Origin of the sequence: Neoakkermansia glycaniphila, from assembly GCF_001683795.1 — a bacterium.
Classification (GTDB): Bacteria; Verrucomicrobiota; Verrucomicrobiia; order Verrucomicrobiales; family Akkermansiaceae; genus Akkermansia; species Akkermansia glycaniphila.
On the sequence record NZ_LIGX01000002.1, the window covers coordinates 297,480 to 322,378 of the forward strand.

Below are 24,899 nucleotides of genomic sequence, written 5' to 3' on the forward strand. Positions count from 1 at the left end.
CACTGCATTTTTGCGCTGGAAATTCGGAGGTAACTCCGCTATCATGCCTCCTGTTATGGCTACGCCTCCGTTTCACTATCAGGATCCTTTCCCCCTCGGCGAGGATAAAACACAGTACCGCCTCATCACCAAAGACTACGTGAGCATCGGCGAATTCGAAGGAAAACCGATCCTCAAAGTTGCGCCCGAAGGCCTCCGCCTCCTCGCCGCCGAAGCCTTCCACGACATCGCCTTCTACCTCCGCCCCGAACACCTCAAAATGGTTGCGGGCATCCTGAGCGATCCCGAAGCCAGCGAAAACGACAAAAGCGTAGCACTCACCCTCCTCCGCAATGCCGAAGTGGCCTCCCTGGGCATCCTCCCCTTCTGCCAGGACACCGGCACCGCCAACATCGTCGGCAAAAAAGGCCAGCAGGTCTGGACCGGATGCAACGACTGCGAAGAACTCTCCCACGGCGTGTACGACGCCTACACGCAGAACAACCTGCGCTACTCCCAGACGGTCGCCCTCGACATGTACAAGGAAAAGAACACGGGAACCAACCTTCCGGCGCAGATCGATATCGCCGCCGTCGAAGGCATGAAATACAGCTTCCTCTTCGTCGCCAAAGGCGGCGGCTCGGCCAACAAAACCTACCTCTATCAGGAAACAAAAGCCCTGCTGAACCCGGCCACGCTCAAGAAATTCCTCGTCGAAAAAATGAGCACCCTCGGCACCGCTGCATGCCCGCCCTACCACGTCGCCTTCGTCGTCGGCGGCACCTCGGCGGAAATATGCCTGAAAACCGTCAAACTCGCCTCCACCAAATACTACGACACCCTCCCCACCGAAGGCAACGAACACGGACAGGCCTTCCGCGACCTCGCCCTTGAAAAGGAACTGCATGAAGAAGCCTGCAAACTCGGCCTCGGCGCCCAGTTCGGCGGCAAATGGTATGCGCTCGACATCCGTGTCGTCCGCCTCCCGCGCCACGGCGCATCCTGCCCCGTCGGCATGGGCGTCTCCTGCTCCGCCGACCGCAATGCCAAGGCGAAAATCACCCCCGAAGGCATCTTCATCGAGCAGCTTGAGCGCAACCCCGGCCAGTACATCCCGGAAGCACTCCGCACCGTCCAGCCCACCGCCGTCAGCATCGACCTCAACCGCCCGATGGACGAAATCCGCGCGGAACTCTCCAAATACCCCGTCACCACCCGCCTCAGCCTCAACGGCACCATCATCGTCGGCCGCGACATCGCCCACGCCAAACTCAAGGAACGCCTCGACAACGGCGAAGGGCTGCCCCAGTACATCAAAGACCACCCCGTCTACTATGCAGGCCCGGCCAAAACACCGGAAGGCTACCCCTCCGGCTCCTTCGGCCCCACCACTGCAGGCCGCATGGACTCCTACGTCGACCTCTTCCAGGAAAACGGCGGCTCCCTCATCATGATCGCCAAGGGCAACCGCGCCCAGTGCGTCACCGATGCCTGCAAAAAACACGGCGGCTTCTACCTCGGCTCCATCGGCGGCCCCGCCGCCATCCTGGCGAAAGACAACATCAAAAAAGTCGAACTCCTCGAATACCCCGAACTCGGCATGGAAGCCGTCTGGAAAATCGAAGTGCAAGACTTCCCCGCCTTCATCCTCGTCGATGACAAAGGCAACGACTTCTTCGCCCAAATCCGCGCCAACTGGGCCTGCCCCGCCTGCGCGCACTAAACCTCAGAACACCGGAGCGGGAACACAGAATAACGCAGATAGAAAAGACTGACTCAGAAATTTCTTCTGCATATCCTGCACATTCCCCGCTCTGGTTAAACCCATCGTCATCCGGCCCGATGTACACCCGTGACAGCGATCCCTTGACATACGACGTCATCGGCGCAGCCATGGCCGTACATCGGGAACTCGGATGCGGCTTTCTGGAATCCACCTATCAGGAAGCACTGGAATGGGAACTGCACACCCAAGGCATACCTTATGAACGGGAAGCCAAACTGAACATCCATTACAAAGGCCACCTACTGCCGTCTTCCTACCGTGCAGACTTCGTCTGCCACGGCACTCTCCTTCTGGAATTGAAAGCCCTCACCCACCTCTCAGGCACGGAAGACGCACAAATCCTCAACTACCTCAAAATCACCAAACTGACCAAAGCCCTCCTCTTCAACTTCGGCACCCCTCAACTATATTACAAACGCTACATCATGCCACCCTCTGCGGACATCTGAGAAACTCTGCGCATATCTGCGATCCTTCCCCCTCATTTCCATGACACCCAAGCTCAAAACCTTCCTCGAACGCCTCTTCAGCACCGTCATCCTCCTCACCCTCGTCGGCGGAGTCCTCTGGTGGAACAGCGTCTGGGGCTATGCCATCCTCATCTGCCTCCTGTGCAACCTCACCACCATCGAATGGTACGCCATGCTCAAGGAGAAAAAAGACTACGCCCAGCGCTGGCTCGTCCTCGCAGCCGGACTCCCCTACCCATGGCTCCTCTTCCTGCTCGGCCACTTCAGCATCAAAGAAACATGGTGCCTGTACTGCGACACTCCTCACGTTCGCAGCATCGACACCACTCAGGCCGTTACCGCCTTCTCTGCATTCGCCTTCTTCGCCGTCGCACTCGTGGCCGTCGTCTCCTTCGTCTGGGAAATGCGCCGCCCCATTGAAGCCGACCGCGCCCTGCGAAGCGTCGGCACCACCCTGCTGGCTTTCATCTACCCCGTATGGATGTTCAGCTTTGCCCTTGCCTTCCTGATCGCGGAAGCCCATGGTGCACACCTCGCCGACAGCGCTGTCGGCATGCTGCTCTGGATCATCCTCGTCACCAAACTCACAGACATCTGCGCCTACGTCAGCGGCGTCCTCATCGGCGGCAAAATCTTCGGCGACCGCAAAATGATCCCTCACATCAGCCCGAAAAAAACGTGGGAAGGCTTCATCGGCTCACTGCTCCTCACCACCGCCGCGGGCTTCGGGCTGGCAACCGTCCTCATGCCTGCCGCACTGCATTACCCGTGGATACTGGCTTCCATCATCATCATCATCGCCCTCCTTGCCGTCATCGGAGACCTCGCAGGCTCCCTCATCAAGCGCAGCCTCGCCGTCAAAGACTCCGGCTCACTCTTGCCGGGAATCGGCGGCATCTTCGACCTCATCGACAGCCCCGCCTTCACCGTCAGCATGATCGTAGGCGGAGGAATCAGCCTGGGAGCATTCTGCGCCAACGTACTCCATCTCTTCTAACCCGGTTCGTCCATGCCCCCGGCTACCCTGCACTCCTGCGTCCGGACCCTCCTTCTTATCATCGCCGCCTGCGCCGCAGCCATATACAACCGACCCGCCTGCTACGCCGTCCTGATCTGCCTCCTGTGCAACCTGTCCATTCTGGAATGGGCAGCATCCCTCAAGAAAAACGGCATAACCTGCCATCGCAACCTCCTCCTTGCGGCAGGCCTCGCCTATCCATGGCTCATGGCGGGCGCAATCCTCGGCATGTACAGCCAATATACCCGGCAAACACCAATCCTGCAATTCGGCGGCAAAGGGGACCCATCCTTCCTCCTGTTTCCCGACTCGTCCGAACAGCTCCACATCCTCACCTCCTTCTTCACCCTTTCGGCAATCTATCTGGCATGCTTCATCGCAACCTCCGTCCTGTGGGAAATGGCATCACCCGGAAACCAAAATAAAAACCTCTCCGCCATCAGCGGCACCGTCCTGCCCTTCCTCTTCCCCGCCTGGTTCTTCTCATGGGCTCTATCTGCCCTCATCCCGACCGGAAACACGCCGAGCCACATCCTGCCGCCCGTCATTCTCCTCCTCCTTGCCTGCGGCCTCTTTGAACTGCTGGCTGCAATCTTCAACAAATGGCTGGGAGGAAAAATCTTCAAACGCAACCCTCTAAGCAGACACATTGCCCCCGAACGCACATGGGAAGGCTTGCTGGGCGCGACTGCTACCCTCTCCATCGCCGCCGCCACTGCCCTGCTGTACCACTGGCCCGACGCATGGTTCAATGCCTCTTCTCTCGACTGGACGGAACACCTCCTCACCATCATCAAATTCATTCTGATTTTCGTCATTTCCATTCCCGCCCTCATCTTCGGCATGGGACTCCTCGCCCACTTCGGAGCCTTGACCGCGATCTACCTTCGCCAAACCTTGGGCATCGAACAAACAGAAAACCGGCATATCTCAACCCTCCTCGGCAGCCTCGGCCTGCCGCTTGCTGCCTCGTCCGCACTTCTGGCGGCCATTGCCTTGCTGAACAACCTCCCAACCTGAATTTCAACCATGGAACAAGTAACAGCTCGACGCAGCGCCGTCGCCTCCATGGTAGCCTGCATCGGATGGACAATCCAATCGACCAGACCGAACACCGCCAGAGTACGGCCACAGCGCCTGTTACACTCCTGTGATACAATTCATCATGGCGTCATCGACGCGATTTGTGCTACAAAAGACTGGAACTCGCCTTTTCACGCATGAACGCCACCCCCAAAACACCGTTTCCTTCCTCCGGACGGCATGCAGCCGCCAAAGCCGCATTCACCTTCCTCGTGCTACTCTCCGCCGGATGGATCGTCCTTGATAGCAACTCCCTGCCCGTGTACATCGTATGCTTCTGCATCCTGTGCAACATGGCAACCCTTGAATGGAGCCTGCTCCTCGAAGAAAAGAAAAAACTTTGCCACCGGTGGCTCATCCTGCTTCTGGGACTTCCCTACCCATGGCTGCTCGGATTCGATGGAGTCAGAATATTCACCGTCTCCGTCCTCGGGTGCGCCTACCGCTCCGGAGGACAACACGAATACCCTGACCCATGGAATGTAGCCATCGCCTTCATCGGCTTCATCGCCATGGCCGCCCTGCTCTGGGAAATGACACGATCCTCCGAACCGGAAAAAAGCCTCGCTTCCGTCTCCACCGACCTGCTCGTCTCCATCGTCCCGGTCTGGTTCTTTTCATGGGGAATCATCGCCATCCTGAACGAAAGCATAAACCTCCAAACCCTCGTTTTCGACGCATGGCCGCCTGCTGTTAAAATCATTCTCATCGCCCTCTCCTTCAACGCTGCCTCATGGCTCATCAATCGCAGCGCCAGCGGCTTCCTTCCCCGCGGCCACACATCGTCATCCCCCAGCCCGATCCGAAAACCATGGCACACCTTGATGGGTTCATGGCTCCTCGTCTCTGCCATCTGGATCATCATCACCGTGGTGCAAACACCTCTCTTCTCGCTCGACTACGAACACACGCCTCCTCCCCGGATTGAAATCCTGCGTGCCTTGCTCCCGCAATCCCTGACCATCCTGGCCACCGTACTGGCCGTCGCCTGCATGACTGCCTGCGGCAATCGGGTCTGCATTACACTCAAACGCAGCATCGGACTCACGCGCCACCGATCTCTGCTTCCCGGCCTCCCGGGCTTCGTCCCCCTGCTGTGCGGGCCGGACTTCGCCATCGCCGGATGGCAGCTCCTGAACACCGCCGAACGCCTCTTCCACTACATCTTCACCTGATCCCGACATCGACATGCTCCCCATCGACGACATACGCCCCGACTTCCTCTCCGCCGCCAGCAGCCCCGGTGCCCGCATCCTGTTGAGCGCTCCCACCGGCTCCGGCAAATCCACGCGCATCCCCGGCATGATGCTCGAAGCCGGATGGGGAGAACGCGGCACCGTCCTCGTCGTCCAGCCGCGCCGCCTCGCCGCGCGCCTCCTCGCCGGGTACGTCGCCCGGCAATACCCCTGCCCCCTTGGGCAGGAAGTCGGCTACGCCGTCCGCTTCGACAGCCGCCAATCCTCCAAAACACGCATCCTCTTCGTCACCGACGGCATCCTCGAACGCCGCCTCACGGACGACCCCGAACTTCGCGGCATCAGCGCCGTCATCTTCGACGAAATCCACGAACGCCGACTCTCCGGAGACCTCTGCCTCGCCCGCGTCCTCGACCTCACCCGCACCGTCCGCCCCGACCTCGGCCTCGTCGTCATGTCCGCCACGCTCGACATCGACCAGCTCCACGCCTACCTCGGCCCGGAAACCGCCATCCTCCGTGCCCATGGGAAAATGTACCCCGTCGAAACCGAATACATGCCGCCCCGCCCCGTGCGCGACTCCCGGGGCATCATGGCCCCGCCACCCGTCTGGCAGCAATGCGCGGACGCCCTCCGCTCCCTCATCCGCCACGAAAACTGCGGAGACATCCTCATCTTCCTCCCCGGCGCCTACGAAATCCGCAGAACAGCAGAACTCCTCGAACACGCCTCGTGGCTCAAAGACCGCGACATCTACCCCCTGCACGGCCAACTCTCCCCCGAAGCCCAGAACAAAGCCGTCGAATGCGGCACAAGGCCGCGCGTCATCATCTCCACCAACATCGCCGAAACCTCCCTCACCATCGAAGGAGTCCGCAGCGTCATCGACTCCGGCACCGCCCGCGAAGCCTGCTGGGACCCTCGCCGGGGCATCTCCACCCTCCACATCGTCCCCATCTCGCAGGCTCAGGCCGAGCAGCGCAAAGGCCGCGCAGGACGCCTCTCCCCCGGCTACTGCATCCGCCTCTGGAGCGAGGCGGATCACGCCCGCCGCGCCCCCTTCCCCTCCCCGGAAGTCCACCGCGCGGACATCAGCGCCGCCTACCTCAACCTCCTCGCCTGGGGGCAGAAAGGCCGCGAAGGCATGGAAACATTCCATTGGCTCGACGCCCCCTCCGCCGAAGAAAGCGAACGCGCCTGGCAACTCCTCGAAGACCTCGGAGCCGTCACCCCCGAAGGCACACTCTCCTCCATCGGCAGGCGCATGCTCGCCTACCCCCTCGCCCCCGTCCTCGCCCGCCTCATGATCGCCGGGGAAGACGAAAATTGCCAGCCGGAAATGGCTGCCATCGCCGCCCTCATCCAGGGAGAAAACATCCTCCTCGGCGGAGAACCCCACGACAGCCTCAAAGAACCGGACGACTACACCGACTTTCAGGCCGAATGGCGGGCAGTCGAAAAAGCCCGCGCCCTCTCCTTCGACCCCTCCGCCTGCAACAAATGGGGCATCATGGCCCGGGCCGCACGGGAAATCGACCGCGCGTGGGAACAACTTCTCAGGGGGCGCGAAGGCACCCCGCCGCCCGCTCCGGACTTCCACCGCGCCCGCCAAGGCATCACCCGCGCGCTCGTCGAAAGCTTTGCCGACCGCATCGCCGCCCGCAACGGCATCGCCGCCAACACCGCCCGCCTCACCCGCAAACGCAGCGGAAAAATCGCCTCCGGCAGCGTCGCTCTCAAAGGGCAGCTCTTCGTCGCCGCCGAAGTCGCCGAAATCGGCGGCCGAGGAGTCGAAACGAAAATAGGCCGCTGCACCCTCATCACCATCGACGACCTCAAAACCGCCACCGGCAGCCTCATCGAAGAAACCGCAGCAGCCTACGACAAACAGCGCAAACGAGTCTTCCGCCACCTCCTCACCCGCTATCGCGACCTCATCCTCGAAGACCGCGAAAAAGGCGATGCCGACCCCGAACAGGCCGCCCCCCTCCTCACCGAACAAGTCGTCGCCGGCACCCTCTCTCTCGACCACTGGGACGGCCACGTCGAACAATGGATACGCCGTCTCAACGGACTCCGCCAATGGATGCCCGAACTCGAACTCCCCTCCTTCGACACCGAAGACCGCCTCGTCGCCATCGCCATGATCTGCGAAGGAGCTATCGGCTACAAAGACATCAAGGAACGGCAGGTCATGCCCGTCCTCCGCGAATGGCTCTCCCCGTGGCAGCGCGAAGCCCTCGACCGCTACGCCCCCACCTCCCTCCAGCTCTCCAACGGCCAAAACGTCAAACTCCGGTACCGGGAAGACTCCACCCCCGTCTTCGGACTCAAAGCCCAGCTCCTCTTCGGCGTCCGGGAAACACCCGTCATCGCGCAGGGCAAAATCAAAGTCCTCGCCGAAATCCTCGCCCCAAACCAGCGCCCCTGGCAAATCACCGACAACCTCGCCGGATTCTGGAAAACGGGCTACCCCCAAATGAAAAAAGACCTCGCCGGACGATACCCCCGGCAAAAATGGCCGGACGACGTCTGAAACGCCTACCTCTCCGCCGGCAAACGCCTGCCTGTCCACTGATCCTGCAGCTTCTCCCACGGATCGGCCCCGCGCGCCGGGAAAACCGTCGCCACATGCAAAAAAGGCAGCAACACCGCTGGCACCAGCACGCACCAGACTCGCACCTTCCCATGATAGGCTCGATACATCGCAGCAGCAGCCGGCCACACGACAAACACCACCGCTACGCCCATCGACGTAACAAGCCGCCACACCAGACGATTCCATACCCAGTGGGGCACGGAGCCATCCCGCAATGAATACTCCATCCTCAGCTCATACCATCCCACAGCAACACACCCTATCAAAAACGCAACCAGCCCGGCCAGCAGCAGCCGCCACCAATTCATTTGCGCAGGTGGCTCCTCGTACTCCAAATCCAGCCACGTCGGTTCCGGCATCTTGAGCAGCAAATACAGAATCAGAGGCAACACGAACACCTCAATCAAACCGAGCAGAATAAGAACAAACATCGCACAAAAAACTTTCAAACGTGCCACACACAGGCATCCTGTTACGTCAGGGAGCAATCTGCCTGCCATTCACCAACGGCTCCTCACATCGTGCCGGAGCAGGCAAATCCCAAATTCCCCAGTAAGGCAGCAGCGACACCCCGATCAGAATGGCCGCCAACCATCGGCACCGCCACAATCTGCCGCCATACACCACACCCAGCGGAGCCACCGCCAGAACGGAAGACAGTGCCATCAAGCAAAGCAACTCGTTCCACCTGATACAGTAATAATACGACTCACGGCAAACCTCATCCTTATATAAGCAGCACACCATCCCACTGCCGAACAAAACCATCACGGAAGCCAAAACAACCCGCCACCGCGCAACCTTCCGCGCGCTGACCGCCACACGCCCGTCCTCGTCATAGTCAGGCATCAACAACCCGCTGACCACAAAAGGACCGAGCGGCATGCCGATCAAAAAGGCTATAAAAAAACATTCCTGAAACCATTCAGCCATCGTTCACCTCCAATCAAAAGCACACAAAACTACAACATACGGAGCTGATACTACGATCGCAAGGCATAGCCACTCCCGAACATCCACCCTATACCCCTTGCCACGCGCTACCACAAGCGGACCAATCCCCACCAGTACAGACACCGCCATACAGACCAGCAAACCTCCCCACAAATATGCATCGGAAAACGCACACCGCGGCATCGCAAGAGCGAACCCGAACGAAGCATAAACACCCAGCAGGAAAAAACCGCACATCCCCACAAACAAGGACGCCAGCGCTAGCCTCGCCTCCGCACCGGAACCATGCTTTTCGGCATACGCCGTTTCACCTTTCTCCTTATCGGTAATAATCAACCGAAAAACTAAAAAGGGGGTCATCAGCAGAAACAGCACAAAAAACAATACTTCCATAGGGTCAAAGGAGCAGTCACAAAAATTGTAGCAAAAAACCGCCAGCCGTCAATCCCGACATGCCCCGGCCTGCACATTGATGTCAAAAAGGCATCCTTGCCTTCATCAGCAGAAAACCTCTATCGCAAACACGGCGGGAGGAAACAAAGCCGCCGTGACAATAACCACCCACACCCGCAAAGGCACTGCATACCCCATCAACTTCACCACCAGAACAGGAACAACACCCATCGCCAAAGCCAGCAGAAACAGCCCCGGCATCTTCCATGCCAAATCCGCCCCCTTCCCCTCCGTCACTACCACCCGACTCCATTCATCATTGGAAAGCAAACCGTCCCCCCAGCTCAACCACTTAAACACAACAACGGCAAACCTGCAGCCACCCCACACCAGCAATGCAGCCGGGCATAACCTCCACCATGAAGGACCGGACTTCGAGCAACCATCACTCTTGGCAGCCCGTCCCGGCTCGCCTGAAGCCAACAGCCATCCCAGCACAACGGGAGCCGCCAAGGGACACAATCCCAAAGCAAACCAAAACAAAACGCTCAATATCTCTCCCAGCATCACATCAAACCTTTCATCACTTCCATCCCCACATACGCGACATACGGCACTATGGCCGCAACGGGAAGCCCGATCCACACCCATGGAGCCATCCTGAACCCCATGCAACGCGCCGCCAACACGGGAGCAACCGCCATCAGCACCGACACTGCACCATAAAACAGCAACCCTCCGATGAAATACCATTCGATCGAACAAAGGCCGCCCCGCTCCGCCATCCCGGACTCTGCATCTGCAAATAAAATAATCAAGGAAAGCACAAGATAGGCACGCAGCATGAAAAAACCGGCGACGCCTGCCAAAACGATCGACAGCCAAAGCCGCACCAATGCCCCAACACTCTCCTCCTGCATGCGCAGCCGTACATTCTTCTCTTTGTTGAACGTAATCAACACAAAAACGAGCACGGGAGTCGCGAACAGAAAAAACACACAGAAAAACAGATCCACAGGAAAAAGAAGGGACGGCATCATAGGGGAAAAGGGTGAGGAGGGGAAACGGAAGTGTAGCATAAAACGGCCCGCCGTCAATCCCGGTTTCGCCCCTCCCTATCCTTCGGAATACAGGAAATACCGCATGCAAAAACGGGCAATTCCATCACCTCGACAGCCTGCAGAACGCAGAAACACCGTCCGGGATCAGGATCATCCATCGGAAAGAGTCTTCCGCTCCGCTTCTTCGGCCATAGTCTGGAGCTTTGCCCAAGGCGGACGCAGTGTAGCAACCTGAACAAACGGAAACAAAGCGGCCACGCTTAAAATCACCCACACCCTCAAGGGTAACACCAGCTTCCTGTCCAAAACAAACAACGCAGGAATCAAAGCCATGCACAGAGACAAAGCCATAGCAGCCAGCAACTCGGCAACCTTCACATCATACTCGTATTCATCTGCATAATAGGGTACGCCCTGCGGATAATCCATATGCCCCACATACTCGGCCATCGACTCCTTATACAGCAGCACGACCAAAGAACTGCCCAGAAACACCAGAACGGCCGATAAAACAAGCCTCCACCATGCAGTAGCCTTCACCGATCCCTCTCCTCCTTCTCCATGGGCACATGCCTTCCTGTCCGCCAGCAAAAAAAACAGCAAAAACGGAGCACCGACAACCATGCCTACCAACACGTAACCATCCCACGGCACATGAAACCACCACACAAGCAGGCAGCACAACACGGCAATCAAACATACACGTAAACACGCTCTCATCTGTAGCACATCATAACAAAAAGGCAAATCCCGTCAATACCGATCCCCCGTTTTGACCATACAATGTCATACAGCGCGCCGACCGCCCGTCACCGGAGGGAATGGAGAGATCCCTGTGCATATCCATACACATCCGTATAATCGCCTATAGCCCATTCAACAGGCTACATGCAAAAGCCCATGGTATTTCTCCGTATGTCTCGAAATATCGTTTGCAAGCAGGAAAACGCACGGTAAGATTACTGCTCGCATTCGGGAGCAAACCCGAAATCTTCGAACGCCATGTCCGACCAAGAACCACCACAGCCGTCCAATCGTCCGCCTTCGCAGCCCAACAAGCCTGCCACCCCCACTCCCAACTGGGGTGTCTGGGTACTGATCCTCCTCATCGTCGGCGTTCTGGCTTATGCCTTTATCGGCCCCAACTCCATGGGCTTCGGCTCCAAAAAACTGACACTGGCCGAATTCACCTCCCTCTACCGGGACGGTCGCATCGTTCAGGACAACAAAAAATTCCCTCTTGAAGTCGTCCTTTCGGACAGCTCTCTGGACGGCACCATCTACGCCAACCGCTACATCGACAAGGTCAAACCGACAAAAATCACGGAACACACCTTCTACATGCCCTTCTCGACGGAAGACAACATCAAGGGCCTGATGAACGACCTCGGCATCACCGACATCGCGGACGACACCCTTGAAGAAGCGCCGACCGCCCTCGCCAGAATCGAAGCCAAACACCAGCGCATCGACCTTGCCACCTTCAAACGCCTTGCTCAGGAAGGCAGGCTGCAGCCCATCGAACACAACGGCATCAAAACCCCGGCGCCCCAAATCTTCTACAACGGCAACCAGGGCGTCGTCGTCGGCACCTACATCACGAGAACATGGCCCGCACTCGACAGCCAGCCCAACATGCTCGAAAAAGTGGAAGTCCCCTTCTCGCGAGAAATGGAACGCGACAAAGTCATGGAACTCCTCGGCAACGTTGCCGTGCGGACGGACTCCAGCACATGGCGCACCATCCTCGTCAACCTTCTGCCCATCCTTCTCGTCCTGCTCATCCTCTTCTTCATCTTCCGCTCGCAGACCGGAGGCAGCGGCCCCCGCAGCGCGATGAACTTCGGCAAAAGCCGCGCCCGCCTGAACTCGCCGGGCAGCAACAAAATCACCTTCAAGGATGTCGCAGGCGTCAGCGAAGCCAAGGAAGAAGTCTGGGAAATCGTCGAATTCCTCCGCAACCCCGCCAAATTCCGCAACCTTGGCGGCGTCATCCCGAAAGGCATCCTCATGGTAGGACCTCCCGGCACCGGTAAAACCCTCCTCGCCCGCGCTATCGCCGGCGAAGCGGACGTACCCTTCTACACCATCAGCGGTTCCGACTTCGTGGAAATGTTCGTCGGCGTCGGAGCCAGCCGCGTGCGCGACATGTTCAGCGAAGCGAAAAAACACTCTCCCTGCCTCATCTTCATCGACGAAATCGACGCCGTAGGCCGCCACCGCGGACACGGCCTCGGAGGCGGACACGACGAACGCGAACAAACGCTGAACGCCCTCCTCGTCGAAATGGACGGCTTCTCCGCCACGGAAAACGTCATCGTCATCGCCGCCACCAACCGCGCGGACGTACTCGACCCCGCCCTGCTCCGCCCCGGCCGCTTCGACCGCCAGGTCACCGTCAGCCTGCCCGACGTACAGGGCCGCGAACAAATCCTCCGCGTCCACGCCCGCAAGGTCAAAATGGCCGAAAACGTCGACCTCAAACCCATCGCCCGCGCCACCGTCGGCTTCTCCGGAGCGGAACTCGCCAACCTCATCAACGAAGCCGCTCTCCTCGCCGCCCGCAAGGACATGCCCGCCATCACCAACGACGAACTGGAAGAAGCGCGCGAAAAAGTCCGCTGGGGCCGCGAACGCCGCAGCCTTGCCATCAGCGACAAGGAAAAACGCATGACTGCCGTACATGAAGCGGGCCACGCCATCTGCATCCTCAAAACCGAAGCCAGCGACCCGCTGCACAAAGTCACCATCATCCCGCGCGGCCCTGCACTCGGCGTCACCATGAGCCTCCCCGGCGAAGACCAGTTCAGCTGGCACCGCAGCGAAATGCTCGACCGCATCGTCATCTGCATGGGTGGCCGTTGCGCCGAAGAAATCGTCTACGGCGATGTCTCCAGCGGAGCCTCCGGCGACATCCACACCGCCACCGACATCGCCCGCCGCATGGTCTGCGAATTCGGCATGAGCTCGCGCCTCGGCCCCGTCGAATACGGCTCCAGCCACGGTGAAGTCTTCCTCGCCCGTGACATCAGCCAGAACACGAAAAACTACTCCGAACACACCGCGCAAATCATCGACGAAGAAATCCAGCGCATCGTTCAGGGCGGCTACGACCGTTCCATCCAGATCCTCAGGGACAACCGCGACAAGCTCGACCTCATCACGGACGCCCTCGTCACCTACGAAACCCTTTCCGGCGACCAGGTGCGTGAACTCCTCGAAAACGGCACCATGAGCTCCCCGCCGGACAAAACCTCCCCGCCGCCCGTCCCCTCGGACGACGACGAGGAAACCGACCTGCAAACGCCGGACGACGAACCGCCTCCCTATAAAAACGACGACGAAGACCAGAACGGCGACGAAGTAGCGCCGCAATCTCCCTCCAAACTGTAAGAAACATCCACACAACGACATGTCTCCCGATTCCAAAGAATTGGCACTTGCCTGCGCACAGGCCGCCTCCGACATCAAAGCTGAAAACGTCAGCATCTACGACCTGCGAGGCACATCCTCCATCACCGACTTCGCCGTCATCTGCACCGCATCCTCCGTCCCCCACCTGCGCGCCGTCCTGCGTGATGTGGACAAAGACGTCGACGAAAAATACGGCATCTCGCCCGTCTACGCTGAGCGCACCCCGAATGCCCTCTGGTCCGTCCTCGACTACATCGACGTCATGGTACACGTCATGTCCGAAGAAGTCCGCGAATTCTACCAGATGGAACAGCTCTGGAAAGACGCCACCCGGCTCGAATGGACCGCGCAACCCTGACGCCTCCATGAGCAAAGCGTCCATCGCCATCACCCGACTCATCCGCGGCGGAGCATTGGTCTCCGCCGTCGGCATCTTGAGCCTGCTCACCTCCTGCTCGAAGGATGGCGATGACTCCGGCGCAGCTCCGCCCAAAAAAGTATTCTCCGGCATCAGCGGCCACTGGGATCAAAGCCAGATCCCCATCTCCATGCAATGCGGCGCATGCCACCCGGACCAGTTCCGCAGCTGGGCGGAATCCGACCACGCATGGGCCTTCCGCAGCCTCAACCCGAAATGGGATGCGGAAGCCTTCCACGGTCACAAACTCAAGGCCCACGGCACCACCCTCTCCTTCCAGACGGACGACAAACAACAGCGCTCCATCCTCGACATACCCACCGGAAAAGCCTGGACAGCCAAATGGGCCGTCGGCCGCACGCCCCTCGTCCAATACATAGTCCCCGCAGAAGATAAAGGCTACCACACCCCCAGCGCGGCATGGGACATCCTCAAGCATGAATGGTTCGACATGTTCGGCAACGACAGCCGCCAGCCCGGCGACTGGGGTCACTGGACCGGGCGCGGCATGAACTGGAACTCCCAGTGCGCATGGTGCCACATGAGCGGATTCCAGAAAAACTACAACCTCAACAAACACACCTACCACTCCGACTGGAAAGAACCCGGCGTCTCCTGCATCCAGTGCCACGGCCCCCTTCTCAAGCATCCCGAAAAAGGCACCGGATGCATGATCTCCACCAAAACCAAACCGGATGCCAAACAAATCCGCGACAACTGCGCCACCTGCCACGCACGCCGCCACGAATTCGACCATGACTTCGCCATCGGCGACAAATTCGACGACCACTTCCTCCTCATCCTGCCCACCCAACCCGGCGTCTTCTGGCCCAACGGCATGCAGCGCGATGAAGACTACTGCGAAACCGGGCTTCGCCTCAGCCGCATGGGCAAAGCCGGAGTCACCTGCATCGACTGCCACGACCCTCATTCCGGCACCCTCAAACTCCCGCAGGAAGACAACTCCCTCTGCCTCCGCTGCCACGGCAACGGCACCAAAGTCAACGGCATCGCAGCCCCCGTCATCGACATCGCCAAGCACACTCCCTGCCCGCAAGGCAGCAAGGGAGCACGATGCGTCGAATGCCACATGCCTGAAAGCAACTACATGGCGCGCGACCCGCGGCGTGACCACTCCTTCAACAGCCCCGACCCTCAAATGAGCGTCGAACTCGGCATCCCCAACGCCTGCACCATGTGCCACCGCAACAAAACCGACTTGCAGGCAGCGGAAGACGTACGGAAATACTACGGCGACAAACCCAAAATGGCAGCCTACCGTGACCGCACCCGCGCCGTCCAAATGGCCTACGACAACAAACCCGGCGCACGCGAAGCCCTTCTCAAAGCACTTGCCAAAGAAGAAAACGGCGCATGGAAAGCCACCCTGCTCGACCTCCTTGCCACCTATCCGGCCGATGAAGCAATCATCCGTGCCGCCAAAGACGCCGCCAGCGAAGAAGAACCCCTCGCCCGCGTAGCCGCCGCACGCATACTCGGCTCCGCAGGAAATGCCGCAGCAGAACCGTTGCTTCACGACCCCATCCGCGCCGTACGCATACAGGCAGCCTGGGAACTTCGCGACAAACTCGACCGCAACACCACCGCCTTCAAGGAACTCGAAGCCGCGGCGAAACATCAGGCGGACCAACCCGTAGGAGCCATGAAACTCGCCGAACTCGCGAGACTTCAGGGCAACTACGACATTGCCGACTCATGGTACCGCAAAGCCTGCGAATGGGATGCCACCTCCGCCGCCGTTCACCGGGACTATGCCATCTTCCTCTCCACCTGCGGGCGCACAAAAGACGCGCTCAAATACATGCAGAAAGCAACCTCTCTTGATCAGGACGATGCCTCCCTCTGGTACCTCCTCGGGCTGGGATTCGTCGAAACGGAGCAAAACCAAAACGCCCTCCTCGCCTTCTCGCAGGCCATCACCCTCGACTCGGCCTACACACGGGCCCGCTACAACCGCGCCCTGCTCCACAACCAGATGGGGCAATGGCAGGAAGCCCTCAAGGATCTCGATGCATGCCTGCAGGCCGAACCGACGCAACCCGACTTCCTGTATGTACAGGCCACCATCTACCTCGAACACGGAGACAGGCGGAAAGCTGCGGCAAAAGCCCGCGAAGCCCTGCGCACCTCTCCGCAATATGACCGGGCACGCCAAATGCTGCAATACCTTGGCGAGCGCCCCTGAACATCCGCGGAGGCACCTTGATCTGCCAGCAAATCGCCGCCTGCGCCACAGTTTTGACTTCACGAGCTCATGGCGAAGATTCCCGCCAAATAAAACGCTGCACCTGCACACCGTCGCCAGACTACAGCAGGCAGCCTTCATGAACCTGCCTCCTCTTTTGATTCTTCATGGCGCAACGGCATCTCTGCAAAAGCGAACAAAAATCGAACCGACATCATCGGCAACACAGATTTTATCAGGCATGACACGTAAAATAACGTCTTTTCCCCTTTCATATCTTGCTAACGAAAATGCATTTGCTATCATAAAAGAACAACAATGAAAGCAATCACCATTATCTCGATCTGTTGTGCCTGCGCTTCGGCTTTCGCCTTCGCCCAGGATACGCCCGCCGCTGCCACCACCCCTGCTGCCGCAACAGCGCCGGCTGCCGGTGCATCCAAGCTCGGCGCCGAACTCAAGCCCGGCCTCGGTCTGACCGACGGCAAATGGGGGGAAAAAACGCCGAACACCAAGGCCGAATACTACATCGCGTACTACAGCGCCAGCTGGTGCCCGCCCTGCCGCAACCTGGCTCCTCACAGTGTCGAAGGCTACAACAAGCATATCGCCGGACAAGACAAAGTCGAACTGATCTCCATCAGCTTCGACCAAACGCCGCAAGCTGCCAAAGCATGGGCCGAAAAGGAAAAAATGCCGTGGGTCATCTACCCGCGTGACAAAGCTCCCGAATTTGCCATGAAACATGCTCCGAACGGCATCCCGACCATGAAGCTGATCGGACCCGACGGCAAGGTTATCGCCGAAGGCCGCGACATCGCCCAGCTCATGTCCAAGGTACCCGCCAAATAAGCGGAAATCGACTCACATCAACAATGCAACAGAAAGCCGCCTCATAAGAGGCGGCTTTCTCTTTTATCTTCTGCCCGACTATGAAAAATGGTAGCCATAGGCCGCCATCGAAACATTGACCGGGTCACACCTCAACAATCCCGAGCCTTCAGAAGCTTTCCGGTAATGAAATGATCCACGGAAAGTTTCCCGGCTCCTGTCAGGAACAAGGCCACATACGCCACCAGATAAACTACTCCCAGTTCATAGGAGGCATTCCATGACGTGCTGGGATCGAATACGAACACGATCACCGAAAAATTGATAATCAGAACCAAAGCAGCCAGGCGTGTCAGGAAGCCCGCAATCAGCAGAATCGAACAGAACAATTCGGCGGACATGGCGAGGAACAGGGACAGAGTCGAACCGATGCCCAAAGGATCAAGCCAGGCACCTCCCTTCCCTTCCAAAAGCATCTCCAACTTTTCCCACCCGTGCACCGACATCAGCACACCGATACCGACACGCAAGACAAGCAAGCCGAGTTGAGTTGTATCAGGCCACGGGACACTGAGCAGCTTACATGCACCGCACGATTTTTCTGAAGCATTCTTATCCATATAACGCATAGATGCCGCGTGATGGAAAAGCGTTCAAAGAAATATCCGAAGAAGAAGAAAACGCTCTTTTCCAGCACATTTCTCCACATGCAATCTAACAAAAAATCCAACTTTTTTTACAACTCCCGGCCAAACACGCCGGACGATCTGCCACTCAGCTCCAAGGCACGTCGGCGCGCGGCGGGAAGCACGTCGCGCGATAGCTCGGCATAATGCAAATGATCTCGGAAATACTCCACGGCACTGCGGGAAACGGCAAAAATATGACTGAAGCCCAAATCCTTTGCCTTCTTCTCGACGAACTGGCACAAAGCGCGTCCGTAACCGTGCCCCGCATAATCGTACTTGATATACAGGCAACCCAGCTCCGCACAATCGTCGTCGGGATAAGGATAAAGCGCTACGCAACCGACAATGCTGCCATCCAGCGTAAACACGGAATAAGCATCCAATCGCGCCAGAATATCCTCGTACGTGCGGTCCACCAGCTTGGCATCTACCACCGAACGGGCGATCATCGAAAGAAGCTCGGGAATATCCTCCTCTTCCAGAGGGCGAATCTCGCGGTAGGAGTCGGTATGCACCATCGTGCCGACCCCTTCTTCAGAAAACAGCTCATCCACCAGCACACCGCGGCGGCGGCCGTCCAGCAGATGCACGCGGGCAATACCCCGGCGGCATACCTCGGCAGCCATCTCCAGCACATACGCGTGCGTCACGTCCGCTGCCTGGGAAACCTCCCTCTCCAGAATCGAGAAAATGGGCTTGCCCCCGCGCATGGGAATATTCCCATCCATCAGCGCGATATACTTCACCGCCTTCAAATCGACGGCAAGCTGTACGGACAACTCGTCGAAATTGCCGCATGCGCCCGACGAAACGACGGGCACCTGATTACGCCCCAGAATCTCCCGCACGCGCTCTACCGCACACGCTCCCGCACTCAGAGAAGCCTGCACGCAGGCGGAACGCATCTCGCAGCGGCGCGAGCGGTCGTACAGGCTGGCGGCACGGTCGTCCTCCGCAATCAGCACCAGCTTCACACCAATCTCCTGCAAAGCATCGAGATCAAGCAGAGCATCGACCAGCTCTTCGGAATCCACCAAACTCTCCGCCACATGGACAACGAACAGCGTGCCGCGGAAATACGGCACGTATTCGAGTACGGAACGGACATCAAGAACGCCCATCTTGGTCGATTCAGGCGTTAGCGTGTGAAGGGAGAGCTGTCGCCCATGCTGCCGGAATCCATGGATCCCAGCGTTTCGGACGGTTCCGCTTCCTCTCCTTCCACATCCTTCTCATCGACGGATACCGGAGCTTCGGAGCCCGGTTCACGCTTGATGTTGACGGAAATCTTGCGCTTGGGAAGAGTCATCGGCTTTTCCGTGCCGAACGAAGGAACCGCATCGGACACGGCGGAAATCGACTCGCTCATGTAAACCGACTCGTCCTCTGCGTGCTCAGCCACAGGAAGGGCATCCTGCTGCTCCTGCATCCCGCGCAGATTCGCCATCTGGTTGCGCAGGGCGGCGAGCAGATCGCCGCCGCCGAAGAGGCCGTTCAGACCGCTCAACGATCCTTCGAGATTGTCGTTTTCATCGTTGCCTTGCGGCAAGGAAGCGAGGAAATCTTCAAAGGCGTCGAGATTCGTCGTGCTGCGGAAGAGATTGTTGAGCGTCTCGTTCTCGATGCTCGTAATCAGATTCTCGAACATCGTGTAGGCTTCCGCCTTGTATTCCACGAGAGGATCCTTCTGGCCCTGGGCGCGCAGGCGCACACCTTCTCGGAGAGCGTCCATATTCGTCAGATGCTCCTGCCAGTGCTTGTCGATCGCCTGCAGAAGAATCTGGCGTTCCATATGGTCGAGATGTTCGGCACGTTCATGCTCCACCTTCAGCTCGTAGGTTTCCTTCACCTTGCCCACGATCATCGCGGCGGCTTCATCCACGCTCTTGTTCAGGAAATCCGTTTCTTCGGCAGACCAGCCGAGCGGGAACGTCGAATTGCACCACTGCAGCAATTCGTCTTCCGACGTGCGACCTTCTTCATCCGGAGTCAGATGTTCAAGGCACTTGCGCGATACGACTTCGTCAAGAATCTCGTAAATCAGCTCGCGGGGTTCTTCGTACGTCAGCGCATTATTGCGGTTGCCGTACACGATCTCGCGTTGCTTGTTCATCACGTCATCGTAATCGAGAACATGCTTGCGCCACATGTAGTTGCGCTGTTCGACACGCTTCTGCGCACCTTCGATGATCTTGTTCATCAGCGAGTTTTCGACGGCTTCGCCGTCCTTCATGCCGAAGCGGTCCATCATCTTCGTCATGCGCTCGGCACCGCCGAAATTGCGCATCAAATCGTCTTCGAACGAAAGGAAGAACTGCGAAGCGCCCGGGTCGCCCTGGCGGGAGCAGCGGCCGCGCAACTGGCGATCGATGCGTCGGGATTCGTAGCGTTCCGTACCCAGCACGAACAGGCCGCCCAGCTCGGCAACACCCTCGCCAAGCTTGATGTCCGTACCGCGGCCCGCCATATTGGTGGACACGGTGACGGCGCCCTTCTGACCCGCGAGAGCGATAATATCGGCTTCGCGCTGGTGGTTCTTGGCATTCAGCACTTCATGCGGAATCTTGGCACGCTTGAGCATGCGGGAAAGAGTTTCCGAAGCATCCACACTCGCCGTACCGATCAGCATCGGCTGGCCTTTCGTGTGCAGCTCCTGAATCTTATTGATCACCGCATTGAACTTTTCACGGCGCGTCTTGAAAATCAAATCATTGGCATCCTTACGAATGCAGGGGCGGTTCGTCGGAATGGGCAGCACGTCCAGCTTGTAAATATCGTGGAACTCGGCGGCTTCCGTTTCGGCGGTGCCCGTCATGCCCGCCAAGTGTTTGTACAGGCGGAAATAGTTCTGAATCGTGATCGTGGCATACGTCATGTTTTCGCGCTCCACTTCTACGCCTTCCTTGGCTTCCACGGCCTGATGCAGGCCATCGCTCCAGCGGCGGCCGGGCATTTCGCGGCCCGTGTTCTGGTCGATGATGATGACCTTGCCTTCGCGGACGACATATTCCACATCCTTTTCGTAAATCGTGTAGGCCTTCAGCAGCTGCGAAGTCGTGTGCAGGCGCACGCCCGTCTCATCGAGGCGCTGCATCAGATCACGCTTGCGGGCTTCCTTCTCGGCTGTCGTCATGCGCGGATTTTCATCCATGTTCGCCAACTCCGTACCGAGATCGGGCAGCACGAATGCTTCCGGATTGCCGGGAGAAATCACTTCGCGCCCCTTCTCCATCAGGTCGGCATCGTGCGTCTTCTCATCCACCGTGAAGTACAACTCTTCCTTCAGCTGGTAGAGCTCGCGCTTGCGCGTATCCTGATACAGATACGTCTCGAACTTTTCGAGCATGCGGCGGTATTCCGGTTCTTCCATCGCACGCATGAACTGGCGGTTGCGGGGCGCACCCTGCTTCACCTTGAAGAAATAGCGGCCGGCTTCTTCAAGGCGGCCTTCCTTGGCCGCCTCCATACCATTCGCCATCAACTCATTGCAGAGAAGAGCCTGCTCCTTCACCACGCGTTCGATCAGCGGGCAAAGAGTATCGTACTGCTGCTCGCGGTCGAGCACGGCGGGGCCGGAAATGATAAGCGGTGTGCGGGCTTCATCCACGAGAATGGAGTCCACTTCGTCGATAATCGCGAAATAGTGGCCGCGCTGCACCTGCTCCTTGCGGCTGCTCGCCATCCCGTTGTCGCGCAGGTAGTCGAAACCGAATTCGGCATTCGTACCGTAGGTGATGTCGCAGTTGTACTGCTCGCGGCGCAGATCGGAAGGCATCATGCTCTGGATGCAGCCCACCGTCAGGCCGAGATACTGGAAAAGCGCACCCATCCACATCGAGTCGCGCTTGGCAAGATAATCGTTCACCGTCACCACGTGGACGCCGAGGCCCGTCATGGCATTCAGCACAACGGGCAAAGTCGCCACAAGCGTCTTGCCTTCACCCGTCGCCATTTCGGCAATATAGCCGCGATGCAGAGCGATGCCGCCGAGAAGCTGCACATTGAAATGCACCATATCCCACTTCATCTTCGTGCCGCAAACATCAATCTCCGAGCCTTTCATCGCGCGCGCTCCGGCCTTCACGGCAGCAAACACTTCGGGAAGAATATCTTCCAGATACTTGGCACGAATCTTGTCGAAACGGGGTTCAATCTCGGCGAAGGCAACCTTGCCTTCTTCAATGGATTCGGGAGTCGGCGCAATCGTCGGAAGCTTCGGAAACACGTCGTCCAGCGAACGGAACCGCTTGTTCAGCACTTCCGCCCATTCGGCCAACTCTTCGGGAGACGCCATCGAAATCACGCTGCGCGGAGGCAGCACAAGCGGCGTAAAACGATGCAGATAAGCCTGCCACTGGCGAGTCTTCTGCACCAGAAACTCCTGCTTCACGGGGCCCCAGGATTCTTCAAGAGCTACGATACGCTCCACAATAGGCCTCAATCTGCGCACTTCACGCTGGTTCTTTGAGCCGACAATCTTGGTAAGAATCCACTTAAGCATAATATTGGTAGAAAACTGTAAACCTCCGGCATGCCTGATGCGCGTGCAGGAGGTGCAAAATCATATAGAACTTGCGGTTACAACGCAAGCCTACGTTTCATCTTTCGCCTATTCATGACGCAATCCCTGCATGATACGGCCCTCCGCACCGCACTTCGGACAAACGGCTTCCACCGTAAAACAGAAGCCGGGCGGCAACACGCACCCGCATCCCCGCCCGGCACCCGAAAACAAACCATTCTCAGACCTCTTTCGACTCCGCATCCTCGAGAGCTTCGGGAGTCACCCCATAAAACCGCCATAGGAAATCGGCGTTGCGCTCGCTCCAAAGAGCTTCCGCCACAGAATCCGACACATCGATCGACATCTTTTCGTGGAAACACGTAAACGGCCCCACCATCCCGATATCCCCGCCGGACGTCACATAATTCACACACCCGCACCAGCTCATGCATCGCTCGCGCACAGGACACACGAAACATACCGGATTCCTGTTGCCGCGCTCTGCAATCAGGCGCAGGCGGCGATCCGTATCGTACCCCGACCACACATTGCCGAAGCGAATATCCTCCGCATCGTCATTGCCCACGAGACGGGCGCAGGGATAAAAATTCCCGGCGGCGGACACGGCCACCTCCTTCTCGCCCATACTGCACTTGTCGCAGGTTTGGTAGCCGCCCTGCACATGGGTCTTGATCTTGCCGTCGATCACATTCACATGGATCGGCCTGCCCTCGCGGAACCTCTGCACATAAAAATCCGCCATCTCCCGGTACTGTTCGCTCAGAAGCTCCAGAGCCTCCTCCGTCCAATCGGCGGAAAAATTGGGATTCAGCGCAATATTCACGCGAGTCGCATCGGCCAGCCAGCGCACGGAATCCGCCAGATGCCGCACATTCGCGGGATCCACCACGCACACGATCTCCGCCCGGCTCTCATGCCCCTCCAGCAGCGGAAGAGCCTTGATGCAATCGGCATGCGACCCCTTGCCCCCGGCATACTTGCGCCATGTATCGTGCATCGCCTCGTTGCCGTCGAGAGACAACCCGAGATAATAGCCGTTCTCCAGCAACCATGAACACTTCTCCGCATCCAGCAGCGTCATATTCGTCGTCACCGTATGGCGCACGCGCACGCCCAACCGGTCGGCCTGCTCGTGAACATAGGCATGGCAACGCTTCAACAGCTCCCATTCCAGCAGCGGCTCGCCGCCGAAAAAGCCAAGCACCATCGAAGGAGCCTCGGTCAAGCCGAGCTCCACCTCCGAAAGACTCTCCTTCAGGCTGAAATCAATGGCGGCCTTCGCCACCTCCCATTCCATCGTCTTCCGGTGCTTGCGGCCCGCATAGCAATACCCGCACCGCAAATTGCAGTCATGCGTCAAACAAAGCGTCAAATCCATAATCGTGTCATCAGTTCAAATCTTAAAAACAGCCTCCATGCCATCCGGCGCATTCGCACCGGACACATGGCAGGGCAGGCTTCGGTCCGGCATTTGCCGGAGCCGGAAGCCGTCATTTTTGCTCAACCCTAATCACCCCTCCGGTAGGAGAGACCGATCCCAAATCCGGCTGCTGGCAGGAAGCGAGAACGCAGGATGTTGCAACGAGGGCGGCTACTTTGACCAAAACGGGATAACCGCATTTGGCAGGTTCTTTGGGTGGTTGTACTTTCATCATCTATAATAATTGGTAGAAATTGAATATTGAACAAAATCGTCACTTCTTGTCCTTGGTCACAAGAACGGTTGTCGGCTCAAGAGGAACCTGTCCGATTTCGGTAATCTGTTGCTGCTGGCACGCGCCCACGGCACAGGAAACCGCCACGAGAGCGGCCACTTTGGCCAACGCGGGATAACTGCGTTTGGCTGTCTCTTTGTATGCTTGTACTTTCATATGGATAGGAAAAAAGATGTATGATGACTGCCGACAAACTACTTCTTGTCTTTGCCGAGAATAATCTGATGCGGCATGGGAACACCCGGAGTCCCTCCCGGCACAGCCGGTTTCACCGTTGTGTCCGCATTTGCGGCAGGCTGGCATGCGCTCACGGCGCAGGAAACCGCCACGAGAGCGGCCACTTTGGCCAACGCGGGATAACCGCGTTTGGCTGTATCTTTGTATGCTTGTACTTTCATATGGATAGGAAAAAAGATGTATGATGACTGCCGACAAACTACTTCTTGTCTTTGCCGAGAATAATCTGATGCGGCATGGGAACACCCGGAGTCCCTCCCGGCACAGCCGGTTTCACCGTTGTGTCCGCATTTGCGGCAGGCTGGCATGCGCTCACGGCGCAGGA

At 58.3% G+C, this 24,899-nt stretch carries 23 protein-coding genes; 11 read left to right on the top strand and 12 right to left on the bottom strand.

Annotated elements, in window-relative coordinates:
• The first annotated feature begins 55 nt into the window (after positions 1 to 55).
• The 6 genes from AC781_RS02050 (at position 56) to hrpB (ending at position 8,068) form a co-directional block, all read left to right on the top strand.
• Positions 56 to 1,702, top strand: a complete 1,647-nt coding sequence (locus tag AC781_RS02050) for a fumarate hydratase (protein WP_067772648.1) — start codon at positions 56 to 58, stop codon at positions 1,700 to 1,702.
• A 119-nt stretch (positions 1,703 to 1,821) separates the two neighbouring features.
• On the top strand, positions 1,822 to 2,214 hold the full coding sequence (locus AC781_RS02055; protein ID WP_067772651.1) for a GxxExxY protein: 393 nt from the start codon (positions 1,822 to 1,824) through the stop codon (positions 2,212 to 2,214).
• A gap of 40 nt (positions 2,215 to 2,254) precedes the next feature.
• Positions 2,255 to 3,232 carry a phosphatidate cytidylyltransferase gene (locus AC781_RS02060; protein ID WP_067772654.1) on the top strand — a complete coding sequence of 326 codons (978 nt, stop codon included), beginning with the start codon at positions 2,255 to 2,257 and terminating at the stop codon, positions 3,230 to 3,232.
• Between the two features lie 12 nt (positions 3,233 to 3,244).
• Entirely contained in the window at positions 3,245 to 4,273 is a 1,029-nt protein-coding gene (locus AC781_RS02065) for a phosphatidate cytidylyltransferase (RefSeq protein ID WP_067772657.1), read from the top strand.
• Between the two features lie 200 nt (positions 4,274 to 4,473).
• Positions 4,474 to 5,511 (top strand): hypothetical protein, encoded by a 1,038-nt coding sequence (locus AC781_RS02070; RefSeq protein WP_067772660.1) that lies wholly within the window; start codon positions 4,474 to 4,476, stop codon positions 5,509 to 5,511.
• Positions 5,512 to 5,524: 13 nt separating this feature from the next.
• Positions 5,525 to 8,068, top strand: coding sequence for an ATP-dependent helicase HrpB (hrpB, locus tag AC781_RS02075; protein ID WP_067772663.1), 2,544 nt, complete (start codon positions 5,525 to 5,527; stop codon positions 8,066 to 8,068).
• 5 nt (positions 8,069 to 8,073) lie between these two features.
• Here the strand turns inward: hrpB and AC781_RS02080 are convergent, their stop codons facing one another.
• The 6 genes from AC781_RS02080 to AC781_RS02105 all read right to left on the bottom strand — a co-directional run bounded on the left by AC781_RS02080 (position 8,074) and on the right by AC781_RS02105 (position 11,259).
• On the bottom strand, positions 8,074 to 8,562 hold the full coding sequence (locus AC781_RS02080; protein ID WP_067772666.1) for a hypothetical protein: 489 nt from the start codon (positions 8,560 to 8,562) through the stop codon (positions 8,074 to 8,076).
• Positions 8,563 to 8,608: 46 nt separating this feature from the next.
• Positions 8,609 to 8,797 (bottom strand): hypothetical protein, encoded by a 189-nt coding sequence (locus tag AC781_RS13580; protein ID WP_141675689.1) that lies wholly within the window; start codon positions 8,795 to 8,797, stop codon positions 8,609 to 8,611.
• 270 nt (positions 8,798 to 9,067) lie between these two features.
• Positions 9,068 to 9,478, bottom strand: a complete 411-nt coding sequence (locus AC781_RS02090) for a hypothetical protein (protein ID WP_067772672.1) — start codon at positions 9,476 to 9,478, stop codon at positions 9,068 to 9,070.
• A gap of 105 nt (positions 9,479 to 9,583) precedes the next feature.
• On the bottom strand, positions 9,584 to 9,838 hold the full coding sequence (locus tag AC781_RS13585; RefSeq protein ID WP_141675690.1) for a hypothetical protein: 255 nt from the start codon (positions 9,836 to 9,838) through the stop codon (positions 9,584 to 9,586).
• A 206-nt stretch (positions 9,839 to 10,044) separates the two neighbouring features.
• The gene (locus AC781_RS02100) at positions 10,045 to 10,518 is read right to left on the bottom strand and encodes a hypothetical protein (protein ID WP_067772678.1); all 474 of its coding nucleotides are present in this window, start codon (positions 10,516 to 10,518) and stop codon (positions 10,045 to 10,047) included.
• 171 nt (positions 10,519 to 10,689) lie between these two features.
• A complete protein-coding gene (locus tag AC781_RS02105) occupies positions 10,690 to 11,259 on the bottom strand; it encodes a hypothetical protein (protein WP_218107247.1) in 570 nt (189 codons plus the stop codon).
• A 282-nt stretch (positions 11,260 to 11,541) separates the two neighbouring features.
• Between AC781_RS02105 and ftsH the strand changes: the two genes are divergently transcribed.
• The 5 genes from ftsH to AC781_RS02125 all read left to right on the top strand — a co-directional run bounded on the left by ftsH (position 11,542) and on the right by AC781_RS02125 (position 17,429).
• Positions 11,542 to 13,932, top strand: coding sequence for an ATP-dependent zinc metalloprotease FtsH (gene ftsH, locus AC781_RS02110; protein ID WP_067772684.1), 2,391 nt, complete (start codon positions 11,542 to 11,544; stop codon positions 13,930 to 13,932).
• Positions 13,933 to 13,951: 19 nt separating this feature from the next.
• Positions 13,952 to 14,311 carry a ribosome silencing factor gene (rsfS, locus tag AC781_RS02115; protein WP_067772688.1) on the top strand — a complete coding sequence of 120 codons (360 nt, stop codon included), beginning with the start codon at positions 13,952 to 13,954 and terminating at the stop codon, positions 14,309 to 14,311.
• 7 nt (positions 14,312 to 14,318) lie between these two features.
• Positions 14,319 to 16,577, top strand: a complete 2,259-nt coding sequence (locus tag AC781_RS02120; RefSeq protein ID WP_067772691.1) for an ammonia-forming cytochrome c nitrite reductase subunit c552 — start codon at positions 14,319 to 14,321, stop codon at positions 16,575 to 16,577.
• Between the two features lie 139 nt (positions 16,578 to 16,716).
• A complete protein-coding gene (locus AC781_RS13590) occupies positions 16,717 to 16,899 on the top strand; it encodes a hypothetical protein (protein WP_141675693.1) in 183 nt (60 codons plus the stop codon).
• Positions 16,896 to 17,429, top strand: coding sequence for a thioredoxin-like domain-containing protein (locus AC781_RS02125; protein ID WP_067772694.1), 534 nt, complete (start codon positions 16,896 to 16,898; stop codon positions 17,427 to 17,429). Before AC781_RS13590 ends, AC781_RS02125 begins: the two co-directional genes overlap by 4 nt.
• Before the next feature lie 131 nt (positions 17,430 to 17,560).
• Here the strand turns inward: AC781_RS02125 and AC781_RS02130 are convergent, their stop codons facing one another.
• The 6 genes from AC781_RS02130 to AC781_RS02150 all read right to left on the bottom strand — a co-directional run bounded on the left by AC781_RS02130 (position 17,561) and on the right by AC781_RS02150 (position 24,735).
• The gene (locus AC781_RS02130; protein ID WP_083076420.1) at positions 17,561 to 18,028 is read right to left on the bottom strand and encodes a DoxX family protein; all 468 of its coding nucleotides are present in this window, start codon (positions 18,026 to 18,028) and stop codon (positions 17,561 to 17,563) included.
• Positions 18,029 to 18,144: 116 nt separating this feature from the next.
• A complete protein-coding gene (locus AC781_RS02135) occupies positions 18,145 to 19,218 on the bottom strand; it encodes a GNAT family N-acetyltransferase (RefSeq protein ID WP_067772697.1) in 1,074 nt (357 codons plus the stop codon).
• 17 nt (positions 19,219 to 19,235) lie between these two features.
• Positions 19,236 to 22,598, bottom strand: coding sequence for a preprotein translocase subunit SecA (secA, locus tag AC781_RS02140; protein ID WP_067772701.1), 3,363 nt, complete (start codon positions 22,596 to 22,598; stop codon positions 19,236 to 19,238).
• A 241-nt stretch (positions 22,599 to 22,839) separates the two neighbouring features.
• Positions 22,840 to 24,000 (bottom strand): radical SAM/SPASM domain-containing protein, encoded by a 1,161-nt coding sequence (locus tag AC781_RS02145; RefSeq protein ID WP_083076408.1) that lies wholly within the window; start codon positions 23,998 to 24,000, stop codon positions 22,840 to 22,842.
• 316 nt (positions 24,001 to 24,316) lie between these two features.
• Positions 24,317 to 24,493: a hypothetical protein gene (locus AC781_RS13910; RefSeq protein ID WP_156850303.1), complete on the bottom strand. Its 177-nt coding sequence runs from the start codon at positions 24,491 to 24,493 to the stop codon at positions 24,317 to 24,319.
• Between the two features lie 38 nt (positions 24,494 to 24,531).
• Entirely contained in the window at positions 24,532 to 24,735 is a 204-nt protein-coding gene (locus AC781_RS02150; protein WP_067772708.1) for a hypothetical protein, read from the bottom strand.
• Positions 24,736 to 24,899 lie beyond the last annotated feature (164 nt).

Coding starts and splice junctions, on each gene's coding strand:
- AC781_RS02050 (WP_067772648.1), top strand. CDS start 56: ATGGCTACGCCTCCGTTTCACTATCAGGATCCTTTCCCCCTCGGCGAG.
- AC781_RS02055 (WP_067772651.1), top strand. CDS start 1,822: ATGTACACCCGTGACAGCGATCCCTTGACATACGACGTCATCGGCGCA.
- AC781_RS02060 (WP_067772654.1), top strand. CDS start 2,255: ATGACACCCAAGCTCAAAACCTTCCTCGAACGCCTCTTCAGCACCGTC.
- AC781_RS02065 (WP_067772657.1), top strand. CDS start 3,245: ATGCCCCCGGCTACCCTGCACTCCTGCGTCCGGACCCTCCTTCTTATC.
- AC781_RS02070 (WP_067772660.1), top strand. CDS start 4,474: ATGAACGCCACCCCCAAAACACCGTTTCCTTCCTCCGGACGGCATGCA.
- hrpB (WP_067772663.1), top strand. CDS start 5,525: ATGCTCCCCATCGACGACATACGCCCCGACTTCCTCTCCGCCGCCAGC.
- AC781_RS02080 (WP_067772666.1), bottom strand. CDS start 8,562: ATGTTTGTTCTTATTCTGCTCGGTTTGATTGAGGTGTTCGTGTTGCCT.
- AC781_RS13580 (WP_141675689.1), bottom strand. CDS start 8,797: ATGGCACTGTCTTCCGTTCTGGCGGTGGCTCCGCTGGGTGTGGTGTAT.
- AC781_RS02090 (WP_067772672.1), bottom strand. CDS start 9,478: ATGGAAGTATTGTTTTTTGTGCTGTTTCTGCTGATGACCCCCTTTTTA.
- AC781_RS02100 (WP_067772678.1), bottom strand. CDS start 10,518: ATGATGCCGTCCCTTCTTTTTCCTGTGGATCTGTTTTTCTGTGTGTTT.
- AC781_RS02105 (WP_218107247.1), bottom strand. CDS start 11,259: ATGAGAGCGTGTTTACGTGTATGTTTGATTGCCGTGTTGTGCTGCCTG.
- ftsH (WP_067772684.1), top strand. CDS start 11,542: ATGTCCGACCAAGAACCACCACAGCCGTCCAATCGTCCGCCTTCGCAG.
- rsfS (WP_067772688.1), top strand. CDS start 13,952: ATGTCTCCCGATTCCAAAGAATTGGCACTTGCCTGCGCACAGGCCGCC.
- AC781_RS02120 (WP_067772691.1), top strand. CDS start 14,319: ATGAGCAAAGCGTCCATCGCCATCACCCGACTCATCCGCGGCGGAGCA.
- AC781_RS13590 (WP_141675693.1), top strand. CDS start 16,717: ATGAACCTGCCTCCTCTTTTGATTCTTCATGGCGCAACGGCATCTCTG.
- AC781_RS02125 (WP_067772694.1), top strand. CDS start 16,896: ATGAAAGCAATCACCATTATCTCGATCTGTTGTGCCTGCGCTTCGGCT.
- AC781_RS02130 (WP_083076420.1), bottom strand. CDS start 18,028: ATGGATAAGAATGCTTCAGAAAAATCGTGCGGTGCATGTAAGCTGCTC.
- AC781_RS02135 (WP_067772697.1), bottom strand. CDS start 19,218: ATGGGCGTTCTTGATGTCCGTTCCGTACTCGAATACGTGCCGTATTTC.
- secA (WP_067772701.1), bottom strand. CDS start 22,598: ATGCTTAAGTGGATTCTTACCAAGATTGTCGGCTCAAAGAACCAGCGT.
- AC781_RS02145 (WP_083076408.1), bottom strand. CDS start 24,000: ATGGATTTGACGCTTTGTTTGACGCATGACTGCAATTTGCGGTGCGGG.
- AC781_RS13910 (WP_156850303.1), bottom strand. CDS start 24,493: ATGAAAGTACAAGCATACAAAGAGACAGCCAAACGCAGTTATCCCGCG.
- AC781_RS02150 (WP_067772708.1), bottom strand. CDS start 24,735: ATGAAAGTACAAGCATACAAAGATACAGCCAAACGCGGTTATCCCGCG.